Here is a 25,072-nt window from a genome sequence, read left to right on the forward strand (position 1 = left end):
GTTGAACGCTGCAGGCACGGTAGCGCGCCGGCGGCGGCCTGCATGCAATCGCGGGAAATCCCCGGGGATCGTTAACTTCAGGTGAACGACGGATTAACCGGCGCAGCGCGCGGGCACCGCAGGCCGAACCTACAGTGAATCCAGCATTCCTGGAGACACATGATGAAGACATACCGCATCGCCACCATCCCCGGTGACGGCATCGGCAAGGAAGTGGTGCCCGCCGGCCAGCAGGTGCTGGAAGCGCTGGCCCGGTCGGGCAGCGCGTTCCGCTTCGAGTTCGAGAACTTTGGCTGGGGCGGCGACTGGTATCGCGCGCACGGCGAGATGATGCCGGCCGACGGACTGGACGCGCTGCGCGACAAGGACGCCATCCTGTTCGGCTCCGCCGGCGATCCGCACATCCCCGACCACGTCACGCTGTGGGGCCTGCGGCTGAAGATCTGCCAGGGCTTCGACCAGTACGCCAACGTGCGGCCCACCCGCATCCTGCCGGGCATCGACGGCCCGCTCAAGCGCGGCGGCCCCGAGGACCTGAACTGGGTCATCGTGCGCGAGAACTCCGAAGGCGAGTACGCCGGCGTGGGCGGCCGGGTGCACCAGGGTCATCCGATCGAGGCGGCCACCGACGTGTCGATGATGACCCGCGCCGGGGTCGAACGCATCATGCGCTTCGCCTTCCAGCTGGCGCGGTCGCGGCCGCGCAAGCTGCTCACCGTCATCACCAAGAGCAACGCGCAGCGCCATGCGATGGTGATGTGGGACGAGATCGCGCTGCAGGTGTCGAAGGAGTTCCCGGACGTCACCTGGGACAAGGAACTGGTGGACGCCTCCACCGCCCGCATGATCAACCGGCCGGCGTCGCTGGATACCATCGTCGCCACCAACCTGCATGCCGACATCCTGAGCGACCTGGCCGCCGCGCTGGCCGGCAGCCTGGGCATCGCGCCCACCGGCAACATCGACCCCGAGCGGCGCTTCCCGTCGATGTTCGAGCCCATCCACGGCTCGGCCTTCGACATCATGGGCCAGGGCCTGGCCAATCCGGTGGGCACCTTCTGGTCGGTGGTGATGCTGCTGGAGCACCTGGGCGAGCAGGAGGCTGCCCGTCGCGTGATGGCCGCCATCGAGCAGGTGACCGCGGACAAGCGCCTGCACACCCGCGACCTGGGCGGCAGCGCCACCACCGCGCAGGTGACCGAGGCCGTGTGCCAGGCGGTGCTGGCATGAAGCGCGCCGCCTTCCTGGTCGCCGCCGCCGCCCTGGCTGCGGCGCCCGCGGCCATGGCCCAGGCCTGGCCCAGCAAGCCGGTGACCCTCGTCGTGCCGTTCCCGGCCGGCGGCACCACCGACGTGCTGGCCCGCGCGCTGGCCGACAAGCTGCAGCAGTCGCTGGGCCAGACGGTCATCGTCGAGAGCAAGCCCGGCGCCGGTGCCACGCTGGGCGCCGACTACGTGGCCAAGGCCAGGCCCGACGGCTACACGCTGCTGATGGGCGCGGTGCACCACACCATCGCCACCAGCGTCTACAAGAAGCTGCCGTACGACTTCCAGAAGGACCTGGCACCCGTCACCACCGTGGCCCTGGTGCCCAATGTGCTGGTGGTCGGCGCCACCACGCCGGCCACCGATTTGAAGTCGCTGGTGGCGCTGGCCAAGGCCGCGCCCAACCCGTTCACCTATGGCTCCAACGGCAACGGCACCGCGCAGCACCTGATCGGCACGCAGTTCGCGGAGCTGAACGGCATCCCGCTGCTGCACATCCCCTACAAGGGCAGCGGCCCGCTGACCACCGACCTCATCGGCGGCCAGGTGCAGATGTCGTTCGACACGGTGACGCCGGTGCTGCCGCACATCAAGGCCGGCAAGCTCAAGGCGCTGGCGGTGACCACGGCCAAGCGCAGCTCCGCGCTGCCCGACGTGCCCACCATGGACGAGGCCGGCATGAAGGGCTTCGACCTCGGCACCTGGTTCGGCGTGCTGGCGCCCGCGGCCACGCCCAAGGACGTGGTGGCGCGGCTGAGCACGGAGATGGTGAAGGTGATCCAGTCGCCAGAGTTCCGCCAGCGCATGCAGGAGATCGGCGCCGAGCCCATCGGCAACACGCCCGAGCAGATGGCGCGCCAGATCAAGGACGACACCGACAAGTACGCCCGGCTGGTGAAGAACGCCAAGGTGTCCATCGACTGAGGGCCGCGGCTCGCCGCCGCCGGCCACGCCGGCCGGCGGGCTGCCCCCGGCGGTCTACTTCAGCGTCGGCATGCCGGCACCGGTGCCGGCCGAGCCTTCGTCGGCGCCGATGCCGCTGTTTGCGCAGCCGCTGTGGCCGCGCAGCAGCAGCGCGCCGAAGTCGGCCGCCTCCAGCGGGCGTGAGAGCCAGTAGCCCTGCGCCTCGTCGCAGCCGGCATCCGCCAGCAGGCGCTGCTGCAGCGCGGTTTCCACGCCCTCGGCGGTGACGCCCAGCTGCAGCTTGTGCGCCAGCGCGATGATGGCCTCGCACAGCGTCATGTCCTCGGACTGCGGCGCCAGGTTGCGCACGAAGGACTGGTCGATCTTCAGCCCGTCGATCGGGAACTTCTTCAGGTACGACAGCGACGAGTAGCCGGTGCCGAAGTCGTCGATGGCCACCCGCACGCCGGCCTCGCGGAAGGCGGCCAGCTGCGCGGCCACGCCGGCATGGCCTTCCAGCAGCAGGCTCTCGGTGATCTCCAGCGTGATCGCCGCGCCGGGCAGGCCGATCTCCTGCAGGTAGCGGGTCCATTGCAGGTGCAGCTGGTCGCAGGCGCGGAACTGCACCGGCGACACGTTCACGCTCACCGACAGCGGCAGGCCGGTGGCCTCCCGCCAGGCCAGCACCTGCCGTGCCGCCTCGCGGAACACCCAGTCGCCCAGGGCCACGATGAGGCCGGTGTCCTCGGCCACCGGGATGAAATCGGCCGGGCTCATCGGCCCGTGCTGCGGATGCTGCCAGCGCAGCAGCGCCTCGGCCTTGAGCAGCCGGCCGCTGGCCAGGTCCACGATGGGCTGGTACACCAGCCGGAACTGCGGGCTGCCGATGGCCGCGCGCAGCTCGCTGGTCAGGCGCAGCTTGGAGTGCGACGCGCTCACCATGGCCGGCACGAAGCGCACCGCGCGGTTGCGGCCGGCGGCCTTGGCGGCATACATCGCCTGGTCGGCATGCTTGAGCAGGGTGTCGGCATCGGCCGCATCCGCCGGGTGCACCGCGATGCCCACGCTGCCGGATGTATAGACAAGCTCGCCTTCCAGGCGGAAGGGTTCGTTCAGCGCGGCCAGGATGTCCTGCACCACGCGGTCGGCGTCGGCCGCCTGGGGCAGGTCGGGCAGCACCACGGTGAACTCGTCGCCGCCAAAGCGCGCCACCACGTCGCACTGGCGCACGCAGCGGCCGATGCGCCGCGCCGCTTCCAGCAGCAGCACGTCGCCGATGTGGTGGCCCAGCGTGTCGTTGATCTCCTTGAAGCGGTCCAGGTCCAGGAACAGCACCGCCAGCGGCAGCCCGCTGCGGCGCGAGCGGTGGATCTCCGACTCCAGCCGCGCATGGAACATGCGGCGGTTGGGCAGCCCGGTCAGGCCGTCGAAGTTCGCCTGGCGCCAGATGGTCTCCTCCGACTGCTTGCGGTCGGAGATGTCGCGCACCAGCACCAGCAGCCGGTCCTCGCATTCGCCCAGCTGCGCCCGGCGCATGCTCATGTCCACCCAGAACTCGCGGCCGTTGGCGGCGCGGGCCCGCCATTCGAACACCTGCGGCAGGCCCTCGGCGGCCTGCGCGCTGCGCCGCGCCAGGGCCAGGGCGTCGTGCGGCGGCGTGCCGGCGCTCAGGCCCGACAGCGGCAGGCAGCGCAGCGCGGGCAGGTCGTGGCCGAACATCTCCACCGTGCGCTGGTTGCCGTCAATGACCTGCAGGCTGTTGATGTCGACGATGAACAGCGCCTCGCCGATGCCGTCGTAGATGGTGCGGAAGCGCTGCTCGCTGGCCTGCAGGCTGGCCTCGATGCGCTTGCGGGCATCGATGTCGCTGCTGCTGCCGATCATCGCCAGCGCCTGGCCGCGCGAATCGCGCCGGGCCACCATGCCGCTGTCGCGCACCCAGCGCCAGTGGCCGGCACCGTCCAGCACCCGGTGCTCGGAATCGTAGGTGGGCAGCTGGCCGTCCAGGTGGTCGTGCAGCGCCTTCAGCGCGGCCGCGCGGTCCTCGGGATGCAGTCGCTGCTCCCAGGCCTGGGTGGTGGTGCCGGCCTGGCCGGCGCCCATGCCCAGCATCTTCAGCCAGCGCTCCGAATAGCCCCAGCGGCCGCGCTGCACATCCCATTCCCACACGCATTCGCCGCCGCCTTCCAGCGCGATCTGCAGCCGCTCGGTGCGGTTGCGCATGCGCACGTACAGCAGTGCGCCCAGCAGCAGCGCCACCGGCACCACGCCGGCCGCATACAGCAGCGTGCGGGAGGTGAGGTCGTGGTAGACCTCCTCGGCCGCCACCAGCGAGACCACGCACAGCCCGGCTTCCGGCAGCGGGCTGCGGATGGCCAGCAGGCGTGCATCCAGCGCGGTGAGCTGGCCGGCCGGCAGGCGCGCCAGCCGGGCCAGCAGCGCGGGCTCCAGGCCGTCGGCGGTGCCCAGCAGCGGCTGCGCATCGTCGCCGTGCAGCAGCAGCTCCCGGTAGGCGGGGGAGGACACCAGCTTGCGCGCCAGCGTGGACAGCTCCACCACCGTCACCAGCATGCCGGCATGGCCCTCCTTGTAGGGCACCGTCACCGTGGTCACCAGCCGGCCGGCCGCGTGGTCGATGCGGATCTGCGGCGCCTGCGCTGTGGCTGGCGGCAGGTGGTGCACCTCGTCCTGCAGCGCGGGCACGGCCGAGCGGGCCACCAGCTCGCCCTGCTCGTCATGCAGGGCGATGGCCAGCGTGGCCGGTGCGCCGGGCGTGGCGTGGCGGGCACGGTCGGCGTCGAAGGCCGCCTCGATGGCGCCGATGTTGGCATTCAGGCCATAGCGGCCCGACATGCCCAGCGCCTTGTTGGCCAGGTAGCTGCGTATCTCGGGCAGGGCGGCCAGGTCCTCGGCGGCGCGGCGGCGCTCGGCCAGCAGGTCGGCCAGCACCAGGGCCACGCGGCGGTTGTCCGCGGCCACGCGGGCATCGGCGGCCAGCCGCAGCTGGGCCTGGGCGTGGAAGGCGTTGTGCAGCAGCGCGGCCGCATAGGCGCACAACAGCAGCGCGACCAGCACCGGCCAGTGCCTGACGAGGCGGGACAACATCGGCGGGTGAGGCGGTCAGCGCGGGGTGGCGAAGAAGGCGGGGGAAGTAGCGGCGGATGCCGCGGTAGTACTTGTCCACCAGGCGGTCGTAGCTGCCGTCGGCGCGCAGGCCGCGCAGGTAGTCGTCGAAGGCCTGCCGCAGGGCCGGCGCGTCCTTGGGGAAGGCGGCGGCCAGCACCTGTTCCTCCGAGATGGGGCCCAGCACCTTGATCTGGCCGGCCCACTTCTGCAGGTCGAGGATGGCGTCGGGCACGTCCAGCAGCGTGAGCTCGGCCTCGCCGTTGAGCAGCGCCGGCACCATCTCGTTCAGGTTGGTGCTCTTGGTGTAGGCCCGCAGGTCCAGGCCCACGTCCTTCAGGCCGTAGTTGGCGGGATCGACGCAGGTGCGTTCCATCACCAGCAGGCTGCGGCGGCCGATCAGGGCCTTGGTCTGGCGGATGTCGTCGGCCAGCGACGGGCTGCCGGCGATCGGCCGCAGCGGCGAATCGGCGCGCGCCACCAGCAGCACCTGCGAAGGGAAGGTGGGCGCCGAATAGGCCACCACCTGCTCCCGCCAGGGCAGCACGGTGAAGCCGGCGGCAATCATGTCGCCGCGCACCGGATGGCGGCCGCTGAGCACCACGCGCTGGCCCTGGCGGGCCACGTCCTGGCCCAGCAGGTCGCGCAGCACGCTGTAGAAATCGGTGTAGACCAGCCGGTACTGCACGCCGATGTGGCGGGCGAAGCCGCGCACCAGCTCCACGTCGAAGCCGTCGCCGTCGCCGGTGACGAAGTTGGCGTAGCGGATGCCGAGGTGGCGCAGCTCTCCCCGCGCCTGGATCTCGGCCAGGTCGGCCGCGCGCGATGGCAGGGCGGTGCCGCTCAGCGCGGCCGCCAGCAGCGGGACCAGCGCCGGGGCCAACCACTTCCACAGGTACTTCATGGGGGTTCCGTCCGACTGCAACTTGCAACAAGGTGCCTATCGGCCGGAGCGCGCCGTTCTGGAGTGGCGAACGCAGCGGGCTGCGGCGTGCACCGCGGCGCCGCGCAATGGTGCACGCGGGCGCGGTGCCCCGGCGGCGGCGGGTGGCGGCCGCCGGCCGGCGTCTTCACCCGCCGCGCCGCAGCATGCGGCCGGCGCGGGCCAGCACCCGGGGCTGCGCGCCTTCGGCGGGCTCGGCATAGGCCAGCACGCCGTTGACGTAGACCCGGCCGATGCCCTGGCTGACGCTGATCGGCTGGTCGTAGGTGGCGGTGTCGGCCACGCGCTGCGGATCGAACACCACCACGTCGGCCTGCAGGCCGGGGCGCAGCAGGCCGCGGTCCTCGATGCGGAAGTTGCGCGCGGTCAGGCCGGTCATCTTGTGCACCGCCTGTTCCAGCGTGAACAGCTGGCGTTCGCGCCAGTAGCGCGCCAGCACCCGTGGGAAGGCGCCCCACAGCCGCGGATGCGGATGGCGGTCGTGTGGCAGGCCGTCGCTGCCGATCATGCTGCGCGGGTGGGCGATCACCCGTTCCACGTCGGCCTCGTCCATCTGGAAGTAGCAGGCGCCGCCGGGCTGCAGCCGGCGGCAGGCGGCCTGCTGGCTCACGCCCCATTCGGCCGCGATGTCCGACAGCAGCCGGCCGCCCAGCTCGGGGTGCGGGTCGCTCCAGGTGAGCATCACGTCGATCACGCCGTCCACCAGGTCTTCGCGCAGCACGGTGGAGCCGGCCACGTAGGGGTAGACGTCCATTGCCACCGGCTGGCGCAAGGCCAGGGTATCGACCAGCGGCAGCGTCTCGCGGGTGCGGCCCCAGTTCTGCGGCCCGGCGCACTTGTGGTGCGACAGCACCAGCGGCACGCCGGCCTCGAAGGCGCTGTCGGCGGCTTCCATCATCGCCTCGAGGATGGTGGCCATCTCGCTGCGCAGGTGGGTGGCGTACACGCCGCCGTGGCGGGCCACCACCCGGGCCAGCGCGGTCACCTCGGCGGCCGGCGCGGCGAAGGCTTCCTCGTAGAACAGGCCGGAGGACAGGCCGTGCGCGCCCTGGGCCATCGCCTCGTCCAGCAGCGCGGCCATGCGGGCCTGCTCGTCGGTCGTGGCGGCGCGGGCCAGGTCCTGCATCGCGGCAAAGCGCAGCGTGGTGTGGCCCACCAGCGCGGCCACGTTCAGCGCCGGCTCGGCGGCCGCCACCGCGGCCTGGTACTCGGCCATGGTGGCGTGGCGGAAGGAATCCGCACCCAGCAGCGTGAGCGGCGGCAGCGCCTGGCCGGTGCGGTACGGCGCCAAGGAGATGCCGCAGTTGCCCGTCACCACCGTGGTGATGCCTTGTGACAGCTTGGGCAGGTATTCCGGCTGGCGCAGCACGATGGCGTCGTCGTGGGTGTGCGCATCGATGAAGCCGGGTGCGATGACCTGCCCACGGCAGTCGACCACCGTCACGTCCTGCGGCGCCAGGCCGTCGGGCAGGCGCTGCAGCAGGCCTTCGCCGATGCGGTCGATGCGGTCGCCGTGCAGCAGCACGTCGCCGGTCCAGGCGGGGTGGCCGCTGCCGTCCACGACCAGGCCGGCCTGCAGCAGCGTGGCGGGCGTGTCAGCGTGCATCGGCGGCTCCACCATCCCAGCTCTGCAGCGGATGCGTGCGCAGGTCCACGCCGTGGCGCTGCAGTGCTTCGCGCACGCCGCGCAGCCGCTGCACCGCGGGCTCGCCCACGCGCTGGGCCACCAGCACCGTCAGGATCTCGATCAGGGTCAGGTGCGTCAGGTAGGCATCGATGCCCACATGCATCACCGCATCGTCGGGCACCGACAGCGCCAGCAGCCAGTCGGCCCGCTCGGCCAGCGGCGTGCCGGGCCGGGTGATGCACACCGCCTTGGCGCCCTGGGCGCGGGCGATGTCCACCGTGTCCAGCAGCGACGGCATGCCGCCCACGTGCGAGATGGCGATGATCACGCCGCCCGGCCGGTGCGCGGCGGCGGCCACCTGCTGCAGGTGGTAGTCGGACCAGGCGTTGGCCGACAGGCCCAGGCGGAACAGCCGGGCCTGCAGGTCGGTGGCCATGAACCACGAGGTGTTGCCCGCGCCGTAGACGTCGATGTGCGGCGCGGTGGCGATGGCGTCCACCGCGGCCATCAGCACCTGCATGTCGAGCTGCGCCCGCACGCCGGCCACCGAGGCGGCGGCACTGCGCGCCACCTTGGCCACCACCTCGTCGGCGGTGTCCTCGATGTTGACGCGGCGGTGCAGCGGCGAGCCGCCCACCGCCAGCTCCTGGGCCAGGGCCAGCTTGAATTCACGCAGGCCGGCGAAGCCCAGGTCGCGGCAGGTGCGCATGATGGTGGGCACCGAGCTGGCCGATCGTTCGGCCAGCATCTCGAAGCTTTCCTGCAGCACCCGGTCGGGGTCCTCCAGGATCATGTCGAGGATGGCCCGGCGCGTGGCCGGCGCCTTGTCGCGGATCTCCGCCACCTTGTGGAGCAGGCCGGTGTTCATCGTGGGAAGGGCATGGTCAGAAGTGCATCGAGACGGCGCCCGACACGGTGTAGTCGCGCTCCACCACCGGCATCCAGTGCCACTTGTCGAAGGTGGTGCAGGGATGGGAGATGCCCAGGCCGATGCGCTCGCCCACCTGGGGCGCTCCGGCTTCGTCGGCGGCGTCCCAGCGCAGGTAGGCATGCTGGTCGTTCAGGCCGGTGATCTTCCAGCCCGCCGGCACCGGCTGCGGCTGCAGGCTGCCGCGCGGCGCGCGGGCGAAGGGGACGGGCAGGTCGAGGTCGAAGGAGATGTCGCGCTTGCCCACCGCCACGATGGCCAGGCCGGGCTCGGGCCGCGACTGCACCGCGGCCCAGACCTCCATCGCGGGGCGCAGGCCTTCGCCGTCGGCGCAGCCGCAGCGCTGGTTCACCACGCTCACCATGCGCTTGTAGAAGCCGTGGTCGTGCGTGACGTAGCAGCCCGAGCGCAGCAGCCCACGCACCGGCTTGGCCAGTGCGGGGCGCAGCATCGGCGCCACCAGGTCGAAGATGGCGGAGCCGCCGGCGGTCAGCAGCACCTCGTCGGCTTCGAACCAGCCGGCCGCGTCGCAGTGCAGCGCGATGGCCTGCACCCGCGCCATCAGCGCCTGGGCATAGGGCACGTCGGCCTCGCTGCGGCCCTGCGCGCCCAGGCCTTCGTAGCACTCGATGCCCACCAGCTTCACCGCGGCGCTGGCATGCAGCCGCGCGGCCAGCGCCACTGCTTCCTCGTGCGTGCGGCAGCCGCTGCGGCCGCCCGGCACGCCGATCTCGATCAGCACCTCGAAGGGCTGGCAGCCCGCATGCGCGTCAGACCATTGCTCGATCAAGTCCAGCTGCGCCACGGAATCGACAAGGAAGGCGACCCGCAGCCCGCGCTGCGCCTCCAGCAGCGCCTGGATGCCGGCCAGGTCGTCGTCGCCGAACACCTGGTTGGCGATCAGCGCCCGCTGCACGCCGGCGGCCACGCCGAGGGCCAGCTGCTTGACGGTGGCGAAGGTGATGCCCCAGGCGCCGGCCTCGATCTGCCGCTGGAACAGCTGCGGCGACATCGTCGTCTTGCCGTGCGGCGCCAGGTCGATGCCCCAGCCGCGCACCTGCCGCTGCATCCAGCCGACGTTGTGTTCCAGCGCCTCGCGCTGGATCAGGGCGATGGGCAGTGGCAGGTCGCCGGCCAGCACGTTCCAGCCGGCCTGGGCCACTTCGCTGGCGCGGCGGGGCGCGGCGGTGTGCGGATAGCCCTTGAAGCCCGCGTCCAGCATCGGGTCGAGCAGGGAGGAGAAGAGAGGCGTCGTCATGCGTCGGCAGGTTCCATGAGTTCGGTGCGGATGCAGGCACGCCAGCGTCCGGGCGACACCTCGGCCAGCGGCGGCACCTGCTGGGCGCAGGCGTCGATGGCATGCGGGCAGCGGGTGCGGAACACGCAGCCCGAAGGCGGCGCAATGGGGCTGGGGATGTCGCCCTGGAGCGCGACGTGCGTCGTCGGCAGCAGGGGGTCGGGCTTCGGGCTGGCGGCCAGCAGCGCCTGGGTATACGGATGCAGCGGCCTCTCGAACAAGGCCTCGGTGGTGGCCACCTCCATCACCTTGCCCAGGTACAGCACCACCACCCGGTCGCAGAGGTATTCGACCACGTCGAGGTCGTGAGAGATGAACAGCATGGTGAGCTGGAAGCGCTCGCGCAGGTCGGCCAGCAGGTTGATCACCTGCGACTGGATCGATACGTCCAGCGCCGACAGCGGCTCGTCGGCCACGATGAATTCCGGCTCCACCGCCAGCGCACGGGCCACGCCGATGCGCTGCCGCTGGCCGCCGGAGAACTCGTGCGGAAAGCGGTCGGCATGCTCGGGCCGCAGGCCCACGGTGGTGAGCAGCTCGGCGATGCGTGCATCCCGCTCGGCGCGGGTGCGGGCCAGGCCGTGGGTGCTCAGCGCCTCGGCCAGGATGGCGCTGATGCGCATCTTCGGGTTGAGGCTGGCATAGGGGTCCTGGAAGATGATCTGCAGCTTGGCCCGCAGCCGGCGCATGCGCTCGGCCGACAGGCTGCCCAGGTCCTCTCCGCGGTACTCCACCGTGCCGGCGGTGCGCTCCAGCAGCCGCAGCACGGTGCGGCCGATGGTGCTCTTGCCGGAGCCGGATTCGCCCACCAGGCCCAGCGTCTCGCCGGGGTAGATGGCGAAGGAGACGTCGTCCACCGCGCGCACCGGCCGGTCGCCGCTGCCGAAGTACTTCTTCAGCCCGCGCACTTCGATCAGCGGTTGCTGCACAAGAGTCATGCCGCCTCCTGCAAGGCAGTGCCTTCCACGCGGATGCAGCGCGCCTGGCGCGGTGCCCCGGGGGTGTCGGTCACGTCGATCAACGGCGGCATCGCCTCGCGGCAGGCCGGCAGGGCCAGGTCGCAGCGCGGCTCGAAGGCGCAGCCCGGCGGCGGCGCCAGCGGGCTGGACACCTGGCCGCGGATGGCGAAGAGGCGCTTGGGCCGCGGCTGGCCGGGCGCCCGCGCCTTGCCCGGCAGGCAGGCCAGCAGGCCCTGGGTGTAGGGATGCCGCGGCTGCGCGAACAGCGGCCGCACCGGCGCCTGCTCCACCACGCGGCCGGCATACAGCACCACCACGTCGTCGGCATGGTGCGCCACCACGCCCAGGTTGTGGGTGATGAACAGGATGCTCATGCCGGTCTCGGCCTGCAGCCGGCGCATCAGCATCAGGATTTGCGCCTGGATGGTCACGTCGAGCGCGGTGGTGGGCTCGTCGGCGATCAGCAGCGTGGGGTCGCAGGCCATGGCCAGCGCGATCATCACCCGTTGGCGCATGCCGCCGGACAGCTGGTGCGGGTACTCGTGCAGGCGCTGCGCCGCAGCCGGGATCTCCACCAGGTCGAGCATGCGCAGCGCATGCGCCAGCGCCGCGCGGCGGTCCAGGCCCTTGTGCAGCCGCACGCTTTCTGCAATCTGGTCGCCGATGGTGAACACCGGGTTCAGGCTGGTCATCGGCTCCTGGAAGATCATCGACAGCTGGTTGCCGCGCAGCCGGCGCATCGCGGGCTCGTCGATGCGAAGCAGATCCACCGACTGGCCTTCGCGGGTGATGAAGGTGGCTTCGCCGGTGACCTGTGCATTGGCGGTGCGTGGCAGCAGGCGCATCAGCGTCAGGCTGGTGACCGACTTGCCGGAGCCCGATTCGCCCACCAGCGCGGTGGTCTTGCCGGGCTGGATGGCGAAGCTGACGTCGGCCACCGAGCGCACCAGGCCTTCCTCGGTTGGAAAGGCGGTGCTCAGGTGGCGCACGCTCAGCCGCGGCGCGGCGGCGGAGGAGGGGGTGGACAGGTTCATCAGGCGGCCTTCTTCAGCTTGGGGTCGAGCAGGTCGCGGATGCCGTCGCCCAGCAGTTGCAGCGACAGCGCGGTGAAGATGATGGCCAGGCCCGGGAACAGCACCACCCAGAAGGCCTGGTGCGCGTACTGCTGGCTGCCTGCCACCATCGTGCCCCAGGTGGGGATGTCGGGCGGCACGCCCACGCCCAGGAAGCTGAGCCCCGCCTCGGCCAGGATGGCGTACGCAAAGATGAACGACACCTGCACCAGGATCGGCGACATCAGGTTGGGCAGGATGTGGCGCCACAGGATGCGCGAGGTGCGCACACCCAGCGCCCGCACCGCTTCCACGAACAGCAGCTCGCGCAGCACCAGGGTGGAAGCGCGCACCACCCGCGCCACCCGCGGCGTGTATACCAGCACCAGCGCCAGCACCACGTTGGCCAGCGTGGGCCCGAGGATGGCCACCAGCGCGATGGCCAGCAGGATGTCGGGAAAGGCCATCATCGCGTCCACCACGCGCATCAGCGGCGCGTCCAGCCGGCGGAAGAAGCCGGCCACCAGGCCCAGCGCGGTGCCTGCGATCACCGAGCCCAGCGCGGTGAGCGCGGCAATGGTCAGCGAGTAGCGCGCGCCATGCACGATGCGCGCATACAGGTCGCGGCCCAGCTCGTCGGTGCCCATCAGGTGCTGGGCGCTGGGCGCCTTCAGCCGGTCGAGGATGGCGGTGTCGTTGGGGTCGGCCGAGGCGAACAGCGGCGCACCCACGGCCATCACCGCGATGACCAGCAGCACCAGCGCCGACACCATCACGATGCGGCGGTGCATCAGCTGTCGCAGCAGACGAGGCATCTTCATCTCAGTACCGCCCGGCCGCCCGAAGGTACTGAGCGCCCCTCGGGGGGGCAGCGAGCGAATGCGAGCTTGGGGGCTTCATTGATTCACTTTCACGCGCGGATCGACCACCGCATACAGCATGTCGATCGCGAAGTTGATGAGCACGTAGATGGCCGCAATGACCAGCAGCGCACCCTGGATGACGGGATAGTCGCGGCGCAGCACCGCATTGACCACCAGGTTGCCCACGCCGGGCAGGCCGAACACCGTCTCGGTGACCACGGCGCCGCCGATCATCAGCGCGGTGGTCAGGCCCACCACGGTGACGATGGGCACCAGCGCATTGCGCAGCGCATGCTTGAGCACCACCGTGCCCTCGCCCAGGCCCTTGGAGCGCGCGGTGCGCACATAGTCCTCGCCCAGCACGTCCAGCATGGAGGCGCGGGTGAAGCGGATGATGAGCGCCGAGTTCAGCAGCCCCAGCACCGTGGCCGGCAGCACCAGCGCATGCAGCCGCTCGGCCAGCGGCGCATCGGGCGCGCCGTAGCCGGACACAGGAAACCAGCCCAGCGACACCGCGAACAGCTGGATCAGCACCAGCCCCAGCCAGAAGCTGGGCACGCTGGCGCCCAGCATGGCCACGCCGGTGAACAGCTGGTCCACCGCGCGGCCGCGGTACACCGCCGAGACGATGCCGCAGGGCACGCCGATCAGCGTGGCGATGGCCACCGCCATCAGCGACAGCAGCGTGGTGGGCTCGGCCCGTTCCCACAGCGCTTGCGTCACCGGCCGTTGCAGGAAGATGGACTCGCCCAGGTTGCCCTGCAGCACCTCGCGCAGCCAGTACACGAACTGCACCGGCAGCGGCCGGTCCAGCCCGTATTGCGCCTGCACGCGGGCGATGTCGGCCGCGGTGGCCTGGTCGCCCAGCAGCACCGAGATCGGGTCGCCCGAGGCGGCGCGCGTGAGCACGAACACCATCACCGCGACGATGGCCAGCACCGACAGCATGCCGAGTGCCTTGTGGAGGATGAAGCGATGCATCGCCGTGGGACCGCGTGGGCTTACTTGATGGAGGTGTTCCAGAAGAACGGCCAGGTGGCCGGCTGGTAGTTCTGCAGCGCCGGGCTCTTGGCTGACAGGCCGTTGAACTTGCCCACGTTGATGTAAGGCACCTCGTCGTACACCACCTGCTGCACCTTGGCCCACAGCGCGCCGCGCTTGGCGGGATCGGTCTCGGTGTTGAAGGCGGCCAGCGCGGCCTGCTTGGCAGGGCTGCTCCACCAGCCGGGCGCGCCATCCCCCAGCTGCGGCGGCGACAGCATCGGCTCCGGGAACTGGCCGCTGTGGGTCACGTACACGTCCCACAGCTTGGCGTCGTTGCGGCGCTGCACCAGCGTGGCCCAGTCCACCACGTTCATGTCCACCTTGAAGCCGGCGCGCTTGAGCTGCTCGGCCATCAGCAGCGCCATGTTGTAGTGGAAGTCGTACTGGCGGCTGGTGAGCACGCGCACCGGCTCGCCCTTGTAGCCGGCCTTCTCGGCCATTTCCTTGGCCTTCTTGGCGTTGCGCTGGTTGTACTGGTCGGTGCCGGCGGTGGCGTAGAACGGCGAGCCCTTGGGGAAATGGTTGCCTTCGGCAATGAAGAAGCGGGTGTCGCCAAAGCCGGCGGCCAGCATCTCGCCCTGGCCGATGGCCACCTGCAGCGCCTGGCGCACCGCCTGGTTGGCGGCCACGCCTTCCTTGGTGTTGAGCACCAGGTACGGGAAGCCGAACGACGGCGTGAGAATGGGCACCGTCTTGCCGCCGCTCTTCTCCAGCCGCGTCAGCGCTTCCACCGGCAGCAGGTCGGCGAAGTCGTACTGGCCGGCCAGCGCGCCTTCCACGCGGGTGTTGGCATTGGGCACCGGCGTGAAGCGCAGCTCCTCGATCAGGGCCTCGCGCTTGCCGCCATAGCCGCTGGCGGCTTCCTTGCGCGGGCTGTACTTGTCGAAGCGGGTGAGCAGCACGAACTGGTCGGGCCGGCGCTCCTTGAAGCGGTACGGGCCGGTGCCGACGAAGTCCTTCAGCGGAGTGGCGATGCTTTCCTTGGCCATGATGGCGGCCATGCCGCTGGGCAGCGCCAGCTGGGCCAGCAGCGGGGCATAGGGCTGCTTGAGCACGATCTCGATGCCCAGCGCGCCCTTGGCCTGGATGCTCTCCACTTCCTTGGCCAGCGCCTTGCCGCGCGGCGCCTGTTCCATCCAGCGCTGCAGGCTGGCCACCACGTCCTCCGCATTCAGCTCGCGGCCGCTGTGCAGCATCACGCCCTTGCGCAGGGTGATGCTGTAGCGCTTGCCGTCGGGCGTGATCTTTGGCGCCGCCTCGGCCAGCATCGGCACCACCTTCCACTGCGCGTCGAAGGTGTAGAGCGGCTCATACACGTGCTGCATGATGGTGCCCACCAGGTCGGCGGTGGAGGCCATCGGGTCCAGCGTCTGCGGCTCCGCCACCATCGCCAGGGTGGCATGGTTGCGCGGCGCCTGGGCCTGCGCGGCGGTGCCGAAGGCGGTCAGCACCAGGCCGGCGGCCAAGGCCAGCGGGGTCAGCACCAGGCTGCGCCGGCGAGTGCTCGACGACGGTACGAAACAGGCTTCTTCTGTGTGCATGCGGGTACTCCGGAACAGGGCGATGCACCCCGTTGGTGAAAGAAGTTTTCAGTTCAATCGAACTATCGCTGACGCATGCAGCTTTTGTACCCGGGAAATCCCGTGCTTTGCGGCGCGATGCTGAAATACACTTTCATCATCAATCCACCGGAGCTTGTGATGCCGCTCGATTACCTCGGCCTGCCGCCCGTCGCTTCCGACCGCCAGGCGCGGCCCTTCTCCCCCGCGGTGCGTGCGGGCGACTTCATCTACGTGTCGGGCCAGGTGCCCGCCAATGCCGAGGGCGAGATCGTGGCCGGCGGCATCGAGGCACAGACGCGCCAGGTGATGGAAAACCTGAAGGCCGTGCTGGCGCTGGCCGGTGCCACCTTCGACGATGTCTGCAAGTGCACCTGCTGGCTGCAGGACGCTCGCGACTTCGGTGCCTTCAACCGCATCTACATGAGCTACTTCCCCAACGGCAAGCCGGCCCGTTCCACCACCGAGGCGCGGCTGATGGTCGATGCGAAGGTGGAGATCGACGTCATCGCCTACCGACCCGTCGCGGCCTAGGGGCGCGGGCTGCAACGCTGCTCAGCGTGCGCCACGCACCGCCCTGCGTTGCAGGTCCGGTGCCATGCACACGAGCTTCTTAGGCCTTAGCACCCACTCGCCGGCCGCGCCAGCAGCGGCCATGCGGTTCCCTTTGTAACCAGGGCGGCCTCAAGCCGCGCCGGCCGCGTCCGTTCTTCCCGGTCACATCCAACGACCGGGAGACCACGTGCCTGCCTGCAAGATCCCCTTCGCCGCTTCCCTGGCCGCGCTGGCCGCCATGGCCGCGCTGGCGCCGTCCGCCCATGCGGCCGATGCCGCCGACGCCGGCCATGCCACCGGCCGCATCCTGGCCGTGGCCCGTGCCGGCCTGGGCGATGCCCATGTGGCCGCGCAGCTGCGCGCCGACCATGCCCGCGCCCGGCGGGTGGGTCGGTCCAACCTGCTGGTGATCGAGGTGCCCGCGGGCAGCGAACAGGCGATGGTGGACAAGCTGCGCCGCCATCCGCACTACAAGTCGGCCGAGCTGGACCGCCGCCTGCCGCCCAGCCTGGTGGCCAACGACCCCTACCTGGGTGCGGCCTGGCACCTGCCGGTCATCCAGGCGCCCGCGGCCTGGGACCTGTCGCAGGGCGCGGGCGTGACCATCGCCATCCTGGACACCGGCGTGGACGCCAGCCACCCCGACCTGGCCCCGCGCCTGGTGCCTGGCTGGAACTTTCACGACAACACCGCCGACACCACCGACGTGCACGGCCACGGCACCAGCGTGGCCGGCAGCGCCGCGGCCGCCACCGACAACGGACTGGGCGTGGCCGGGGTGGCCGGGCAGGCCCGCATCATGCCGATCCGCATCTCGGACGCCAGCGGCAACGGCTACTGGAGCCTGGTGGCGCAAGGCCTGGTGCATGCCGCCGACCGCAACGTGCGGGTGGCCAACGTGAGCTACATGGTGTCCGGCAGCAGCACGGTGCAGAACGCCAGCCAGTACATGAAGAGCAAGGGTGGCCTCGTGTTCGCTGCCGCGGGCAACAGCGGCGTCGAGCTGGCCACCGCGCCCACCACCACCCTGGTGACCGTCGGCGCCACCGACGGCGCGGACCTGCGGGCCTCGTGGTCGTCCTTCGGGCCGGTGGTGTCGCTGGCCGCGCCGGGCGCCGGCATCTACACCACGCGGCGTGGCGGCGGCTATGGCGCCGTCTCCGGTACCTCCTTCGCCAGCCCGGTGGCCGCGGGCGTGGCGGCGCTGCTGTTCAGCGCCCGGCCGGGGCTGAGCGCGGCGCAGGCCGAGGGCCTGCTGTTCAGCACCGCCGCCGACCTGGGCGCCAGCGGCCGCGATGCCGAATACGGCCACGGCCGGGTGGACGCGGCCGCGGCCGTGCGTGCCGCGCTGGCGCTGGCTGTGCCGGCTGCGGACACCACGCCGCCGCAGGTGGCCATCGGCTCGCCGGCCGGTGGCGGCACGGTGTCGGGCCTGGTGAACGTGGATGTCTCGGCCAGCGACAACGTGGGCGTGGTGCGCGTGGACCTGCGCGCCAACGGCGTGCTGGTGGCCTCCGACGCTGCCCAGCCCTTCGGCTTCACCTGGGACAGCACCGGCGTGGCCGACGGCAGCGCCACGCTGGTGGCGCAGGCCTTCGATGCTGCCGGCAACCAGGCCGCCGCCGCGCCGGTGATGGTGAACGTGGCCAATGCCGCCGCGGTGTCCTCGCCCGACGTCACGCCGCCTGCGGTGCGTTTCGTGGCGCCCACGTCGGCCACCGTCAAGGGCAACGTCACCGTGTCCACCAGCGCTACCGACGATGCCGGCGCCGCGGCGCTGACGCAGACGCTCTTCATCGACGGCCGACGGGTGGCTGCCGTGCGCGGCGGCAGCCTGAGCTATGCCTGGAACACCAACAAGGTGGCCGCCGGCGCGCATGTGCTGCGGGTGGATGCGGTGGATGCCTCCGGCAATGCCGCCAGCACCAGCCTGACGGTGCGCCGCTGACGGATGTAAGCGGGCGCCTAGGTGTCGGCCCTTGTTACACGCTGCACCGCCGCATGCAGGCCCAAAGGCCGGAATAGCCAACCACGACAACCACTTGGCTCCGGTGGCACGCCCATTGCGTTGTAAGCAGTACATACACGCAGGGAGTTCCACATGCGGACCACACGGGGACAAGGGGTAGCAGGGCAGGCCGGCCAACGGTCGATGGGCCAGGCCAGGCAGGCAGCGGTGATGCTGGCCTTGCTGGGCGCCGGCAGCGCGATGGCGGCACCGCTGTACTGCAGCGACGGCACGCCGCATCCACAGGGCCTGGCCGTCAGCGACATGACCTATGGCGTCAACGGCCCGGCCGGTGGCGCCAGCAATGCCAACGATTGTTATGGCGTGGTGTCGGGCAACGACAGCGCCGCCGCGATCAACGGCCTGGGCCTGAAGTGGCAGAGCGGCTGGGGCCTGGCCGCGAAGGACAACACCGACAACAGCCCCGACACCAGCAACAACCTGCTGGGCATCCAGTTCGCGCTGACGTCCACCACCGGCAAGTCCGGCAACTGGACGCTCACCGGCACCGGCGGCAGCCTGCCCACCACGCTGGACCTGATCGGCGTGCTGAAGGGCAGCGACGCCTATGCGCTGTACTTCTTCGACGACGTGCTGTTCGATGGCAGCGGTGGCGGCGCCTGGTCGATGAGCTTCGTCAACGGCGGCGGCCGCATCCCCGACCTGTCGCACTTCTCGGTGTACGCGCGCCTGGGCGACGATGGCGGCGGCCCGCCGCAGGAGATCCCTGAACCGGCCTCGGCCCTGCTCGCCGGCCTGGCGCTGGCCGGCGTGGCCGCGCTGCGCCGGGGGCGGCGCGGCTAGCTGGCTAGCGCGCCAGCCAGCCGCCGTCCACCGCCAGGGTGAAGCCGTTGACGTAGTCCGACGCGGCCGAGGCCAGGAACACCACCGGCCCGGCCAGGTCGGCCGGCGTGCCCCAGCGGCCGGCCGGGATGCGCGCCAGGATGGCGCTGCTGCGGTCGGCATCCGCGCGCAGCGCCTCGGTGTTGTCGGTGGCCATGTAGCCCGGCGCGATGGCATTGACCTGGATGCCGTGCGGCGCCCATTCGTTGGCCAGTTGCCGCGTGAGGCCCAGCACCGCGCTCTTGGCCGCGGTGTAGGCCGGCACGCGCAGCCCGCCCTGGTACGACAGCATCGATGCGATGTTGATGATCTTGCCGCCACCGCCCTGGGCCACGCACTGCCGGGCCACCGCCTGCGACAGGAAGAACACGCTCTTGAGGTTGAGGTCGACCACCGCGTCCCAGTCGGCCTCGGTGACGTCGAGCGCATCGGCGCGGCGGATGGTGCCGGCGTTGTTCACCAGGATGTCCACGCGGCCGAAGGCCTGCACCGCCTGCGCCACCAGCGCGCCGTAGCCGGCCACGTCGGTGAAATCGGCCCGCAGGTCCAGCGCCGGCGCGCCCATCGCCTGCAGCCGGGCCATGGTGTCGTCGGGCGCGCTGCGGTTGACGGCCACGATGCGGGCGCCGGCCGCGGCCAGCGCCAGCGCCATGCCCTGGCCCAGCCCCTTGTTGCAGCCGGTGACCAGGGCCACCCGGCCCTGCAGCGTGAAGGCGGAGGTGTCCGTCATGCCGCTTCGCCGCTCAGCGGCTGATGCCCAGCTCGGCCATCAGCTGCTTGAAGAAGGCGTTGTCGCGCTCGATCACCTTCTGGAAGTCCGGTGCGTCGGCATAGACATGGGTCAGGTCCAGCCGGGCCAGCGCATCGCGGAAGCCGGCTTCCTGCGCGGCCAGGCGGCTGGCATTGCGCAGCACCTCCACCACCTGCGGCGGCGTGCGCCGCGGCACCACGATGCCGCGCCAGGTGCTGATGCTCACGTCGACGCCCCGCTCCTTCAGCGTGGGCACGTCGGCAAAGCGGGCCGCACGCTGGTCGGCCATCACGCCCAGCAGCCGGAGCTTGCCGCCGGCCACATGCTGCGCCACCTCCGACGGGCTGACCGTCACCGCCTCGATGTGGCCGCCCAGCAAATCGTTGATGGCGGGGTTGGCGCCGGCATAGGGCACGTGCATGAAGCGGGTGCCGGTCTTGCGGCCCATCTGCTCGGCCGCCAGGTGCCAGATGGCGCCGGTGCCCGAGTTGCCGATGCGCACTTCGCCCGGCTTGGCGCGTGCATGGGCCAGGAAATCTTCCAGCGTGCGCCAGGGCGCGCCGGACTGCACCGTGACGGCGCTGGGCTCCGCATTCAGCTGGGCGATGGGCGTGAAGTCGTCGGCCGAGAAGCGGGCCACGCCCAGGTGCGGCAGCATCGTGATCTCCACCGTGCCCACGCCGATCTTGTACCCGTCGGGGCGGGAGGACATCACCTCGGTGAAGCCGATGGCGCCACCCGCTCCGGCCTTGTTGACCACCAGCACCGACTGCGGCAGGTGCTTCTTCAGCGCCTCGGCGAAGGCCCGGGCCACCGCGTCCGTTCCGCCGCCGGCGGCATAAGGCACCACCAGCTCGATAGGGCGCTGGGGATAGTCCTGCGCGCGGGCGGGGGCGGCCTGCAGCAGGCCCAGGGCGGCCAGGCCGGCGGCCTGCAGCGTGGTGCGTCGTGTGATGGTCATGGCGTGCTTGTCTCCTCGTTAGAAATCTCAGCCGCCCGGCGCCTGCCAGGCGGCGACAAACTCCCGCGCGCGGCGGCCCACCTCGTCGGCGCCCAGGCCGGGTGCATACAGCGCGCTGCCCAGGCCGAAGCCGCCGGCGCCGGCCTGGCGGTAGGCGGCCATGCCCCCGGGCGTGATGCCGCCCACCGGCAGCAGCAGCAGCCCCGGCGGCAGCACGGCGCGCATCGCCTTCACCGCCGCAGGGCTCACCAGCTCGGCCGGGAACAGCTTGAGCCCGTCCGCGCCGGCAGCCAGCGCGGCGAAGGCTTCGGTGGGCGTGGCCACGCCGGGCAGGCACAGCAGGCCCTGGGCCTTGGCCTCGCGGATCAGGGCCACGTCGGCATGCGGCATCACCACCAGGTCGGCGCCCAGCGCGGCCAGCTGCGCCACCTCGGCCGGCTGCATCACGGTGCCGGCGCCCACCAGCACTTCGGAAGGCAGGTGGCCGCGCAGGCGGCGGATGCTCTCGAAGGCATCGGGCGAATTGAGCGGCACCTCGACGAAATGGAAACCGGCCTCGGCCAGCGCCTGGCCCACGTCGATGGCGTCTTCCGGCTGCAGGCCGCGCAGGATGGCCACCAGCGGCAGCAGTCGGCGGGCCTGCTGGAAGCGGTGGGCGCGCAAGGCGGCATCGGGATGGAGAACGTCGGTCATGGAACGGCTTTCAAGGTCGGGACATGCCCGGCCAGCAGGCCGGCCGCGCATGCGAACTGCAACAAGCCCTGCGGAGCGCTGTTGCCCAGCAAGGCGGCGGGTGCCTGCCCCAGGGCATGCAGCGCGCCCGCATAGCGCTGCAGCAGCGCTGGTTCGCCCACCAGCACCAGCGGCGGGCGGCCCTGCAGCCGCGCCAGGCCGGACACGAGTTCATGCCCGATGAGCAGGCCCGAGAGGTAGTCGGCCTGCGCCTGCGGCCCCAGCCGCCCGGTGAGGCCCAGCGTGCGGGTGGCGAACAGCTGGTGCGGCAGGTCGCCCGGGCCGGCCTGCCGGGCTTGCGCGACGCCTGCGGCAAAGGCGGCTTCGTCGCTGGCCACGGGCCCGTCCGTCTCCGCCGGCATGGTGCGCCCCAGCAGGGAATGCTTGCGCAGCACCGCATACAGCTCACCGGTCATGTAGGTGGCAAAGCCGAGCACCCGGCCGTGCCGCACCTGCGCCCACTTGGCGTGCGTGCCGGGCAGCAGCAGCCAGGCCTCGTCGGCATCGAGGCCGGCCGCAGGCAGGGCGGCCAGCGCGCCGGCAATCTGGATCTCCTCGCCGCGCATCACGTCGGGCGGCGCATCGGCCGGCGCATGCAGCAGGCCGGGCGCGATCAGCAGCGGGCCGTGCGCGGTGGCCACGCGGCAGGCTTGGTCGGCCAGCCGCTGCACGTCGGCGGGGCAGGGCACGTAGGCGGCCTCGCGCCAGCCCTGGGCACTGCCCACCATGCCGCAGGCCACCATCGGCAGGCCGGGGCGGGCGCGCAGCCAGTCGCCGGCGATCTCGTCCAGCGCCTGCTCGAAGCCGGCGTCGCCGGGCTGCGCCAGCTGCGCGATGCCGCGGGCGCTGCTGCGCTCGGCCAGCATCCGGCCGTCGGCGGCCAGGGCATAGGCGCGCAGGTTGGAAGTGCCCCAGTCCAGGGCCAGCAGGTCGGCCGTCGGCTGCGTGTGGGTCATGCGCCGCTCCAGCCCAGCTCGCGGGACAGGGCCTGCGCCCGCGTGCGCACCACCGGCGCCATCCGGGCCATGCGTTCATCGGGCATGTAGGGCAGGGCGCTGGCCACGCTGATGGCAGCGACCACCTCGCCGCTGATGTCTCGCACCGGCGCGCCCACGCAGCGGATGCCGTATTCGTTCTCCTCCAGGTCCATCACCACGCCCTGCTCGCGGTAGCGGCGCATCTCGGCCAGCCACTGCCGCCAGGGCCGCAGTGCGGGCTTGCCGGGGGCGCGCGCCTGCTGCGCCTGCTTGTGCAGCGGCTTCCAGCGGTCCTCGTCCATGCCCAGCATCAGCGCCTTGCCCACGCCGGTGGAGGCCAGCGGCATGCGCTGGCCGATGCGCGAGCGCATCTCCAGCCCCTTGGTGCCGGACACCTTGTCCAGGTAGAGCACCTCGTCGGCCTCCACCGTGCCCAGGTGCACCGTGTCGCCGGTTTGCTGCGCCAGCAGCGCCAGGTGCGGATGCGCCAGCGCGGCCAGCGGCCGCTGCTCGCTGGCCTGCTGGCCCAGCCACAGCAGCTTGGGCCCCAGCAGGTAGCCGCGGTAAGGGATGTGATGCAGCCAGCCGGCCTGCACCAGGCTGCCCAGCATGCGGTGGGTGGTGCTGCGCGGCGTGCCCAGGCGCTGGGCGATGCCGCGCACGTCGCCGATGCCTTCGGCCACGCATTCGATGAGCTGCAGGCCGCGCATCAGCGTCTGCGTGCCGCTGGCGGTGGTGGGTGCGGTGTCGGTGTCCATGGGTTCGGGCGCATCGTAGGAAGGTGCCGATGGTGTGTCAAAAATCGGCACGCGGTCCCAACTATCGGGACATTTGTACTTGCTGCCGCCGTTGCGCCAACATCGCCGCCCAGCCGGGCCGGGGGCCCCGCGTACACAGCAGGAGCACACACAGCATGTTCAGCGACTTGAAGGGCCGGCGGGTGCTGGTCACCGGTTCCACCCAGGGCATCGGCTGGGCCGCGGTGCAGGCCTTCGCGCGCTGCGGCGCGCAGGTGGGCTTCAACGGCCGCAGTGCACCGGCGGACCTGGGGCAGCGGCTGCAGGCGCTGCAGGCCGATGGCGGACAGGCGATGTTCCTGCCCGGCGACCTGTCGCGCACCGAGGATTGCCAGCGCATCGTGCAGGCCTTCGTCGAGCGCTTCGGCGGCATCGACGTGCTGGTGAACAACGCCGGCGGCCTGGTGGCGCGGGTGCCGCTGGCGGAGATCGACGACGGCTTCTTCGATGCGGTGCATCACCTCAATGCACGGTCGGCGCTGATGACCACGCGCTTTGCGCTGCCGCACCTGAAGGCCTCGGCGCAGGCCAGCGGGCAGACCGCCTCCGTGATCCTGGTCGGCTCGGTGGCGGCCTACACCGGCGGCGGGCCGGGCGCCGGCCTGTACGGCGCGGCCAAGGCCTGGCTGCACAACATCCAGAAGAACTGGGTGGGTTTCCACACCGCCGACGGCATCCGCTTCAACACGGTGTCGCCCGGCACCTTCGACACCGCCTTCCATGCCGACAAGTCGGCCGAGGTGAAGGCGGCCATCTCGCGCGGCATCCCCATGGGCCGCTTTGGCCAGCCGGAGGACGCCGCGCCGGCCTTCCTGTTCTTCGCCTCGCATGCGGCCAGCGGCTACATCACCGGCCAGGTGCTGGACATCAACGGCGGGCAGTACATGCCTTGAGCCATCGGCCGCCCGCGTGAGCCGCGGCGGATACTGGCGCCTCCCCCTTCGGAGGCCCCGTCTTGGAACTGCGTCAGTTGCGCTACTTCGTCAGCGTGGTGGAGTCGGGCAGCATGGGCCGCGCGGCCCAGCAGCTGGGCATGGTCACTTCGGCGCTGAGCCAGCAGATCACGCGGCTGGAAGGCGAGCTGGCCACGCGGCTGCTGCAGCGCAGTGCCAGCGGCACCCGCCCCACCGATGCCGGCCTGGCCTTCTACCGGCAGGCGCAACTGGCCCTGCGGCATGCCGACGATGCGGTGCGGGCGGCGCAGCAGGCGCGGTTGTCCGGCCATGTCAGCGTCGGGCTGGCGCCTTCCACGTCGGCGGTGCTGGCGCTGCCCTTCATGCGGGCCATGCACCAGCGCTACCCGGACGTGCGGCTGCGCATGGTGGAAAGCCTGTCCGGCCACCTGGCGGGCATGCTCACCGCCCGCCAGCTGGACCTGGCGGTGCTGTTCGACACCGGCACCGCGGCCGGCCATTCCACCGTGCCGCTGCTGGACGAGCGGCTGTTCGTGCTGGGCCTGCGCGGCCTGCCGGGCCTGCCGGCAGCCACGCGGGTGCGGCTGGCCCAGCTGGGCAGCCTGCCGCTGGTGCTGCCCAGCAACCACCACGGCCTGCGCGCCACGGTGGACGCCGCCTTTCGCCGCGCCCGCGGCAGCGCCAACCTGCTGTACGAGGTGGACGGCCTGGCGGTGCTGATGGATGCGGTGTGCGCCGGCCTGGCCGCCACCATCCAGCCCGGCGCGGCCACGGCCCGGCTGGCGGGCGACGACATCGTGCGCATCGAGATCGCCGACCGCAGCGCTCGCCGCGTGAACCTGCTGGCCATGCTGCCGGATGACGAGCTGTCGCCCGCTGCGCTGGCCGCCCGCGTGGTGCTGCGCGAGGTGGCCCGCGGCCTGGTGCAGGGCGGCCACTGGCCGGGTGCCACCCTTCACGAAGCCTGAACA

22 protein-coding genes are annotated in these 25,072 nt (G+C 71.5%); 7 read left to right on the top strand and 15 right to left on the bottom strand.

Annotated elements, in window-relative coordinates; translation table 11 throughout:
• Window positions 1–162: 162 nt before the first annotated feature.
• Both LRS14_RS19115 and LRS14_RS19120 read left to right on the top strand, forming a co-directional pair.
• Window positions 163–1,230, top strand: coding sequence for a tartrate dehydrogenase (locus LRS14_RS19115; protein WP_257800671.1), 1,068 nt, complete (start codon window positions 163–165; stop codon window positions 1,228–1,230).
• Complete coding sequence (locus LRS14_RS19120) at window positions 1,227–2,189, top strand: tripartite tricarboxylate transporter substrate binding protein (RefSeq protein ID WP_257800672.1); 963 nt, start codon at window positions 1,227–1,229, stop codon at window positions 2,187–2,189. The genes LRS14_RS19115 and LRS14_RS19120 overlap by 4 nt, the downstream gene beginning before the upstream one ends.
• Window positions 2,190–2,243: 54 nt before the next feature.
• Here the strand turns inward: LRS14_RS19120 and LRS14_RS19125 are convergent, their stop codons facing one another.
• The 10 genes from LRS14_RS19125 to LRS14_RS19170 form a co-directional block, all read right to left on the bottom strand.
• On the bottom strand, window positions 2,244–5,021 hold the full coding sequence (locus LRS14_RS19125) for an EAL domain-containing protein (RefSeq protein ID WP_310740901.1): 2,778 nt from the start codon (window positions 5,019–5,021) through the stop codon (window positions 2,244–2,246).
• Entirely contained in the window at window positions 4,903–6,195 is a 1,293-nt protein-coding gene (locus LRS14_RS19130) for a transporter substrate-binding domain-containing protein (protein ID WP_257800673.1), read from the bottom strand. Before LRS14_RS19130 ends, LRS14_RS19125 begins: the two co-directional genes overlap by 119 nt.
• Before the next feature lie 166 nt (window positions 6,196–6,361).
• On the bottom strand, window positions 6,362–7,840 hold the full coding sequence (locus LRS14_RS19135; RefSeq protein WP_257800674.1) for an amidohydrolase family protein: 1,479 nt from the start codon (window positions 7,838–7,840) through the stop codon (window positions 6,362–6,364).
• Window positions 7,830–8,729, bottom strand: coding sequence for a MurR/RpiR family transcriptional regulator (locus LRS14_RS19140; protein WP_046111986.1), 900 nt, complete (start codon window positions 8,727–8,729; stop codon window positions 7,830–7,832). The genes LRS14_RS19135 and LRS14_RS19140 overlap by 11 nt, the downstream gene beginning before the upstream one ends.
• A gap of 16 nt (window positions 8,730–8,745) precedes the next feature.
• Window positions 8,746–10,047, bottom strand: coding sequence for an amino acid deaminase (locus tag LRS14_RS19145; RefSeq protein WP_257800675.1), 1,302 nt, complete (start codon window positions 10,045–10,047; stop codon window positions 8,746–8,748).
• Window positions 10,044–11,024, bottom strand: a complete 981-nt coding sequence (locus LRS14_RS19150; RefSeq protein ID WP_046111984.1) for an ABC transporter ATP-binding protein — start codon at window positions 11,022–11,024, stop codon at window positions 10,044–10,046. The genes LRS14_RS19145 and LRS14_RS19150 overlap by 4 nt, the downstream gene beginning before the upstream one ends.
• Window positions 11,021–12,079 (bottom strand): ABC transporter ATP-binding protein, encoded by a 1,059-nt coding sequence (locus LRS14_RS19155; RefSeq protein ID WP_257800676.1) that lies wholly within the window; start codon window positions 12,077–12,079, stop codon window positions 11,021–11,023. Before LRS14_RS19155 ends, LRS14_RS19150 begins: the two co-directional genes overlap by 4 nt.
• Entirely contained in the window at window positions 12,079–12,918 is an 840-nt protein-coding gene (locus LRS14_RS19160; protein WP_257800677.1) for an ABC transporter permease, read from the bottom strand. The genes LRS14_RS19155 and LRS14_RS19160 overlap by 1 nt, the downstream gene beginning before the upstream one ends.
• Before the next feature lie 75 nt (window positions 12,919–12,993).
• The gene (locus LRS14_RS19165; RefSeq protein ID WP_257800678.1) at window positions 12,994–13,941 is read right to left on the bottom strand and encodes an ABC transporter permease; all 948 of its coding nucleotides are present in this window, start codon (window positions 13,939–13,941) and stop codon (window positions 12,994–12,996) included.
• A gap of 20 nt (window positions 13,942–13,961) precedes the next feature.
• On the bottom strand, window positions 13,962–15,545 hold the full coding sequence (locus LRS14_RS19170) for an ABC transporter substrate-binding protein (RefSeq protein WP_257800679.1): 1,584 nt from the start codon (window positions 15,543–15,545) through the stop codon (window positions 13,962–13,964).
• Between the two features lie 159 nt (window positions 15,546–15,704).
• Here LRS14_RS19170 and LRS14_RS19175 point away from each other — a divergent pair, with 159 nt between their 5' ends.
• From LRS14_RS19175 to LRS14_RS19185, 3 genes are all read left to right on the top strand, one after another.
• A complete protein-coding gene (locus LRS14_RS19175; protein ID WP_046112150.1) occupies window positions 15,705–16,097 on the top strand; it encodes a RidA family protein in 393 nt (130 codons plus the stop codon).
• A 208-nt stretch (window positions 16,098–16,305) separates the two neighbouring features.
• The gene (locus tag LRS14_RS19180; protein WP_257800680.1) at window positions 16,306–18,066 is read left to right on the top strand and encodes a S8 family serine peptidase; all 1,761 of its coding nucleotides are present in this window, start codon (window positions 16,306–16,308) and stop codon (window positions 18,064–18,066) included.
• 231 nt (window positions 18,067–18,297) lie between these two features.
• On the top strand, window positions 18,298–18,930 hold the full coding sequence (locus LRS14_RS19185; protein ID WP_257800681.1) for a PEP-CTERM sorting domain-containing protein: 633 nt from the start codon (window positions 18,298–18,300) through the stop codon (window positions 18,928–18,930).
• A gap of 4 nt (window positions 18,931–18,934) precedes the next feature.
• On the opposite strand, the gene kduD is transcribed toward LRS14_RS19185, so the two are convergent.
• The 5 genes from kduD to LRS14_RS19210 are packed head-to-tail and all read right to left on the bottom strand — an operon-like array spanning window position 18,935 to window position 23,148.
• Complete coding sequence (gene kduD / locus LRS14_RS19190; RefSeq protein ID WP_046111979.1) at window positions 18,935–19,699, bottom strand: 2-dehydro-3-deoxy-D-gluconate 5-dehydrogenase KduD; 765 nt, start codon at window positions 19,697–19,699, stop codon at window positions 18,935–18,937.
• Between the two features lie 13 nt (window positions 19,700–19,712).
• Entirely contained in the window at window positions 19,713–20,681 is a 969-nt protein-coding gene (locus LRS14_RS19195) for a tripartite tricarboxylate transporter substrate binding protein (protein WP_257800682.1), read from the bottom strand.
• Between the two features lie 27 nt (window positions 20,682–20,708).
• Window positions 20,709–21,374 (bottom strand): 2-dehydro-3-deoxy-6-phosphogalactonate aldolase, encoded by a 666-nt coding sequence (locus LRS14_RS19200; RefSeq protein WP_257800683.1) that lies wholly within the window; start codon window positions 21,372–21,374, stop codon window positions 20,709–20,711.
• Complete coding sequence (locus tag LRS14_RS19205) at window positions 21,371–22,369, bottom strand: 2-dehydro-3-deoxygalactonokinase (RefSeq protein ID WP_257800684.1); 999 nt, start codon at window positions 22,367–22,369, stop codon at window positions 21,371–21,373. Before LRS14_RS19205 ends, LRS14_RS19200 begins: the two co-directional genes overlap by 4 nt.
• Window positions 22,366–23,148, bottom strand: a complete 783-nt coding sequence (locus tag LRS14_RS19210; RefSeq protein ID WP_257800685.1) for an IclR family transcriptional regulator — start codon at window positions 23,146–23,148, stop codon at window positions 22,366–22,368. The genes LRS14_RS19205 and LRS14_RS19210 overlap by 4 nt, the downstream gene beginning before the upstream one ends.
• Window positions 23,149–23,303: 155 nt before the next feature.
• On the opposite strand from LRS14_RS19210, the gene LRS14_RS19215 reads away from it, so the two are divergent.
• Together LRS14_RS19215 and LRS14_RS19220 are read left to right on the top strand one after the other, a co-directional pair.
• Entirely contained in the window at window positions 23,304–24,080 is a 777-nt protein-coding gene (locus tag LRS14_RS19215) for an SDR family NAD(P)-dependent oxidoreductase (protein WP_257800686.1), read from the top strand.
• A 62-nt stretch (window positions 24,081–24,142) separates the two neighbouring features.
• The gene (locus tag LRS14_RS19220) at window positions 24,143–25,069 is read left to right on the top strand and encodes a LysR family transcriptional regulator (RefSeq protein WP_257800687.1); all 927 of its coding nucleotides are present in this window, start codon (window positions 24,143–24,145) and stop codon (window positions 25,067–25,069) included.
• Window positions 25,070–25,072: the final 3 nt, after the last annotated feature.

Origin of the sequence: Aquincola sp. J276 (assembly GCF_024700035.1) — a bacterium.
In the GTDB taxonomy this organism is placed as follows: Bacteria; Pseudomonadota; Gammaproteobacteria; order Burkholderiales; family Burkholderiaceae_C; genus Aquincola; species Aquincola tertiaricarbonis.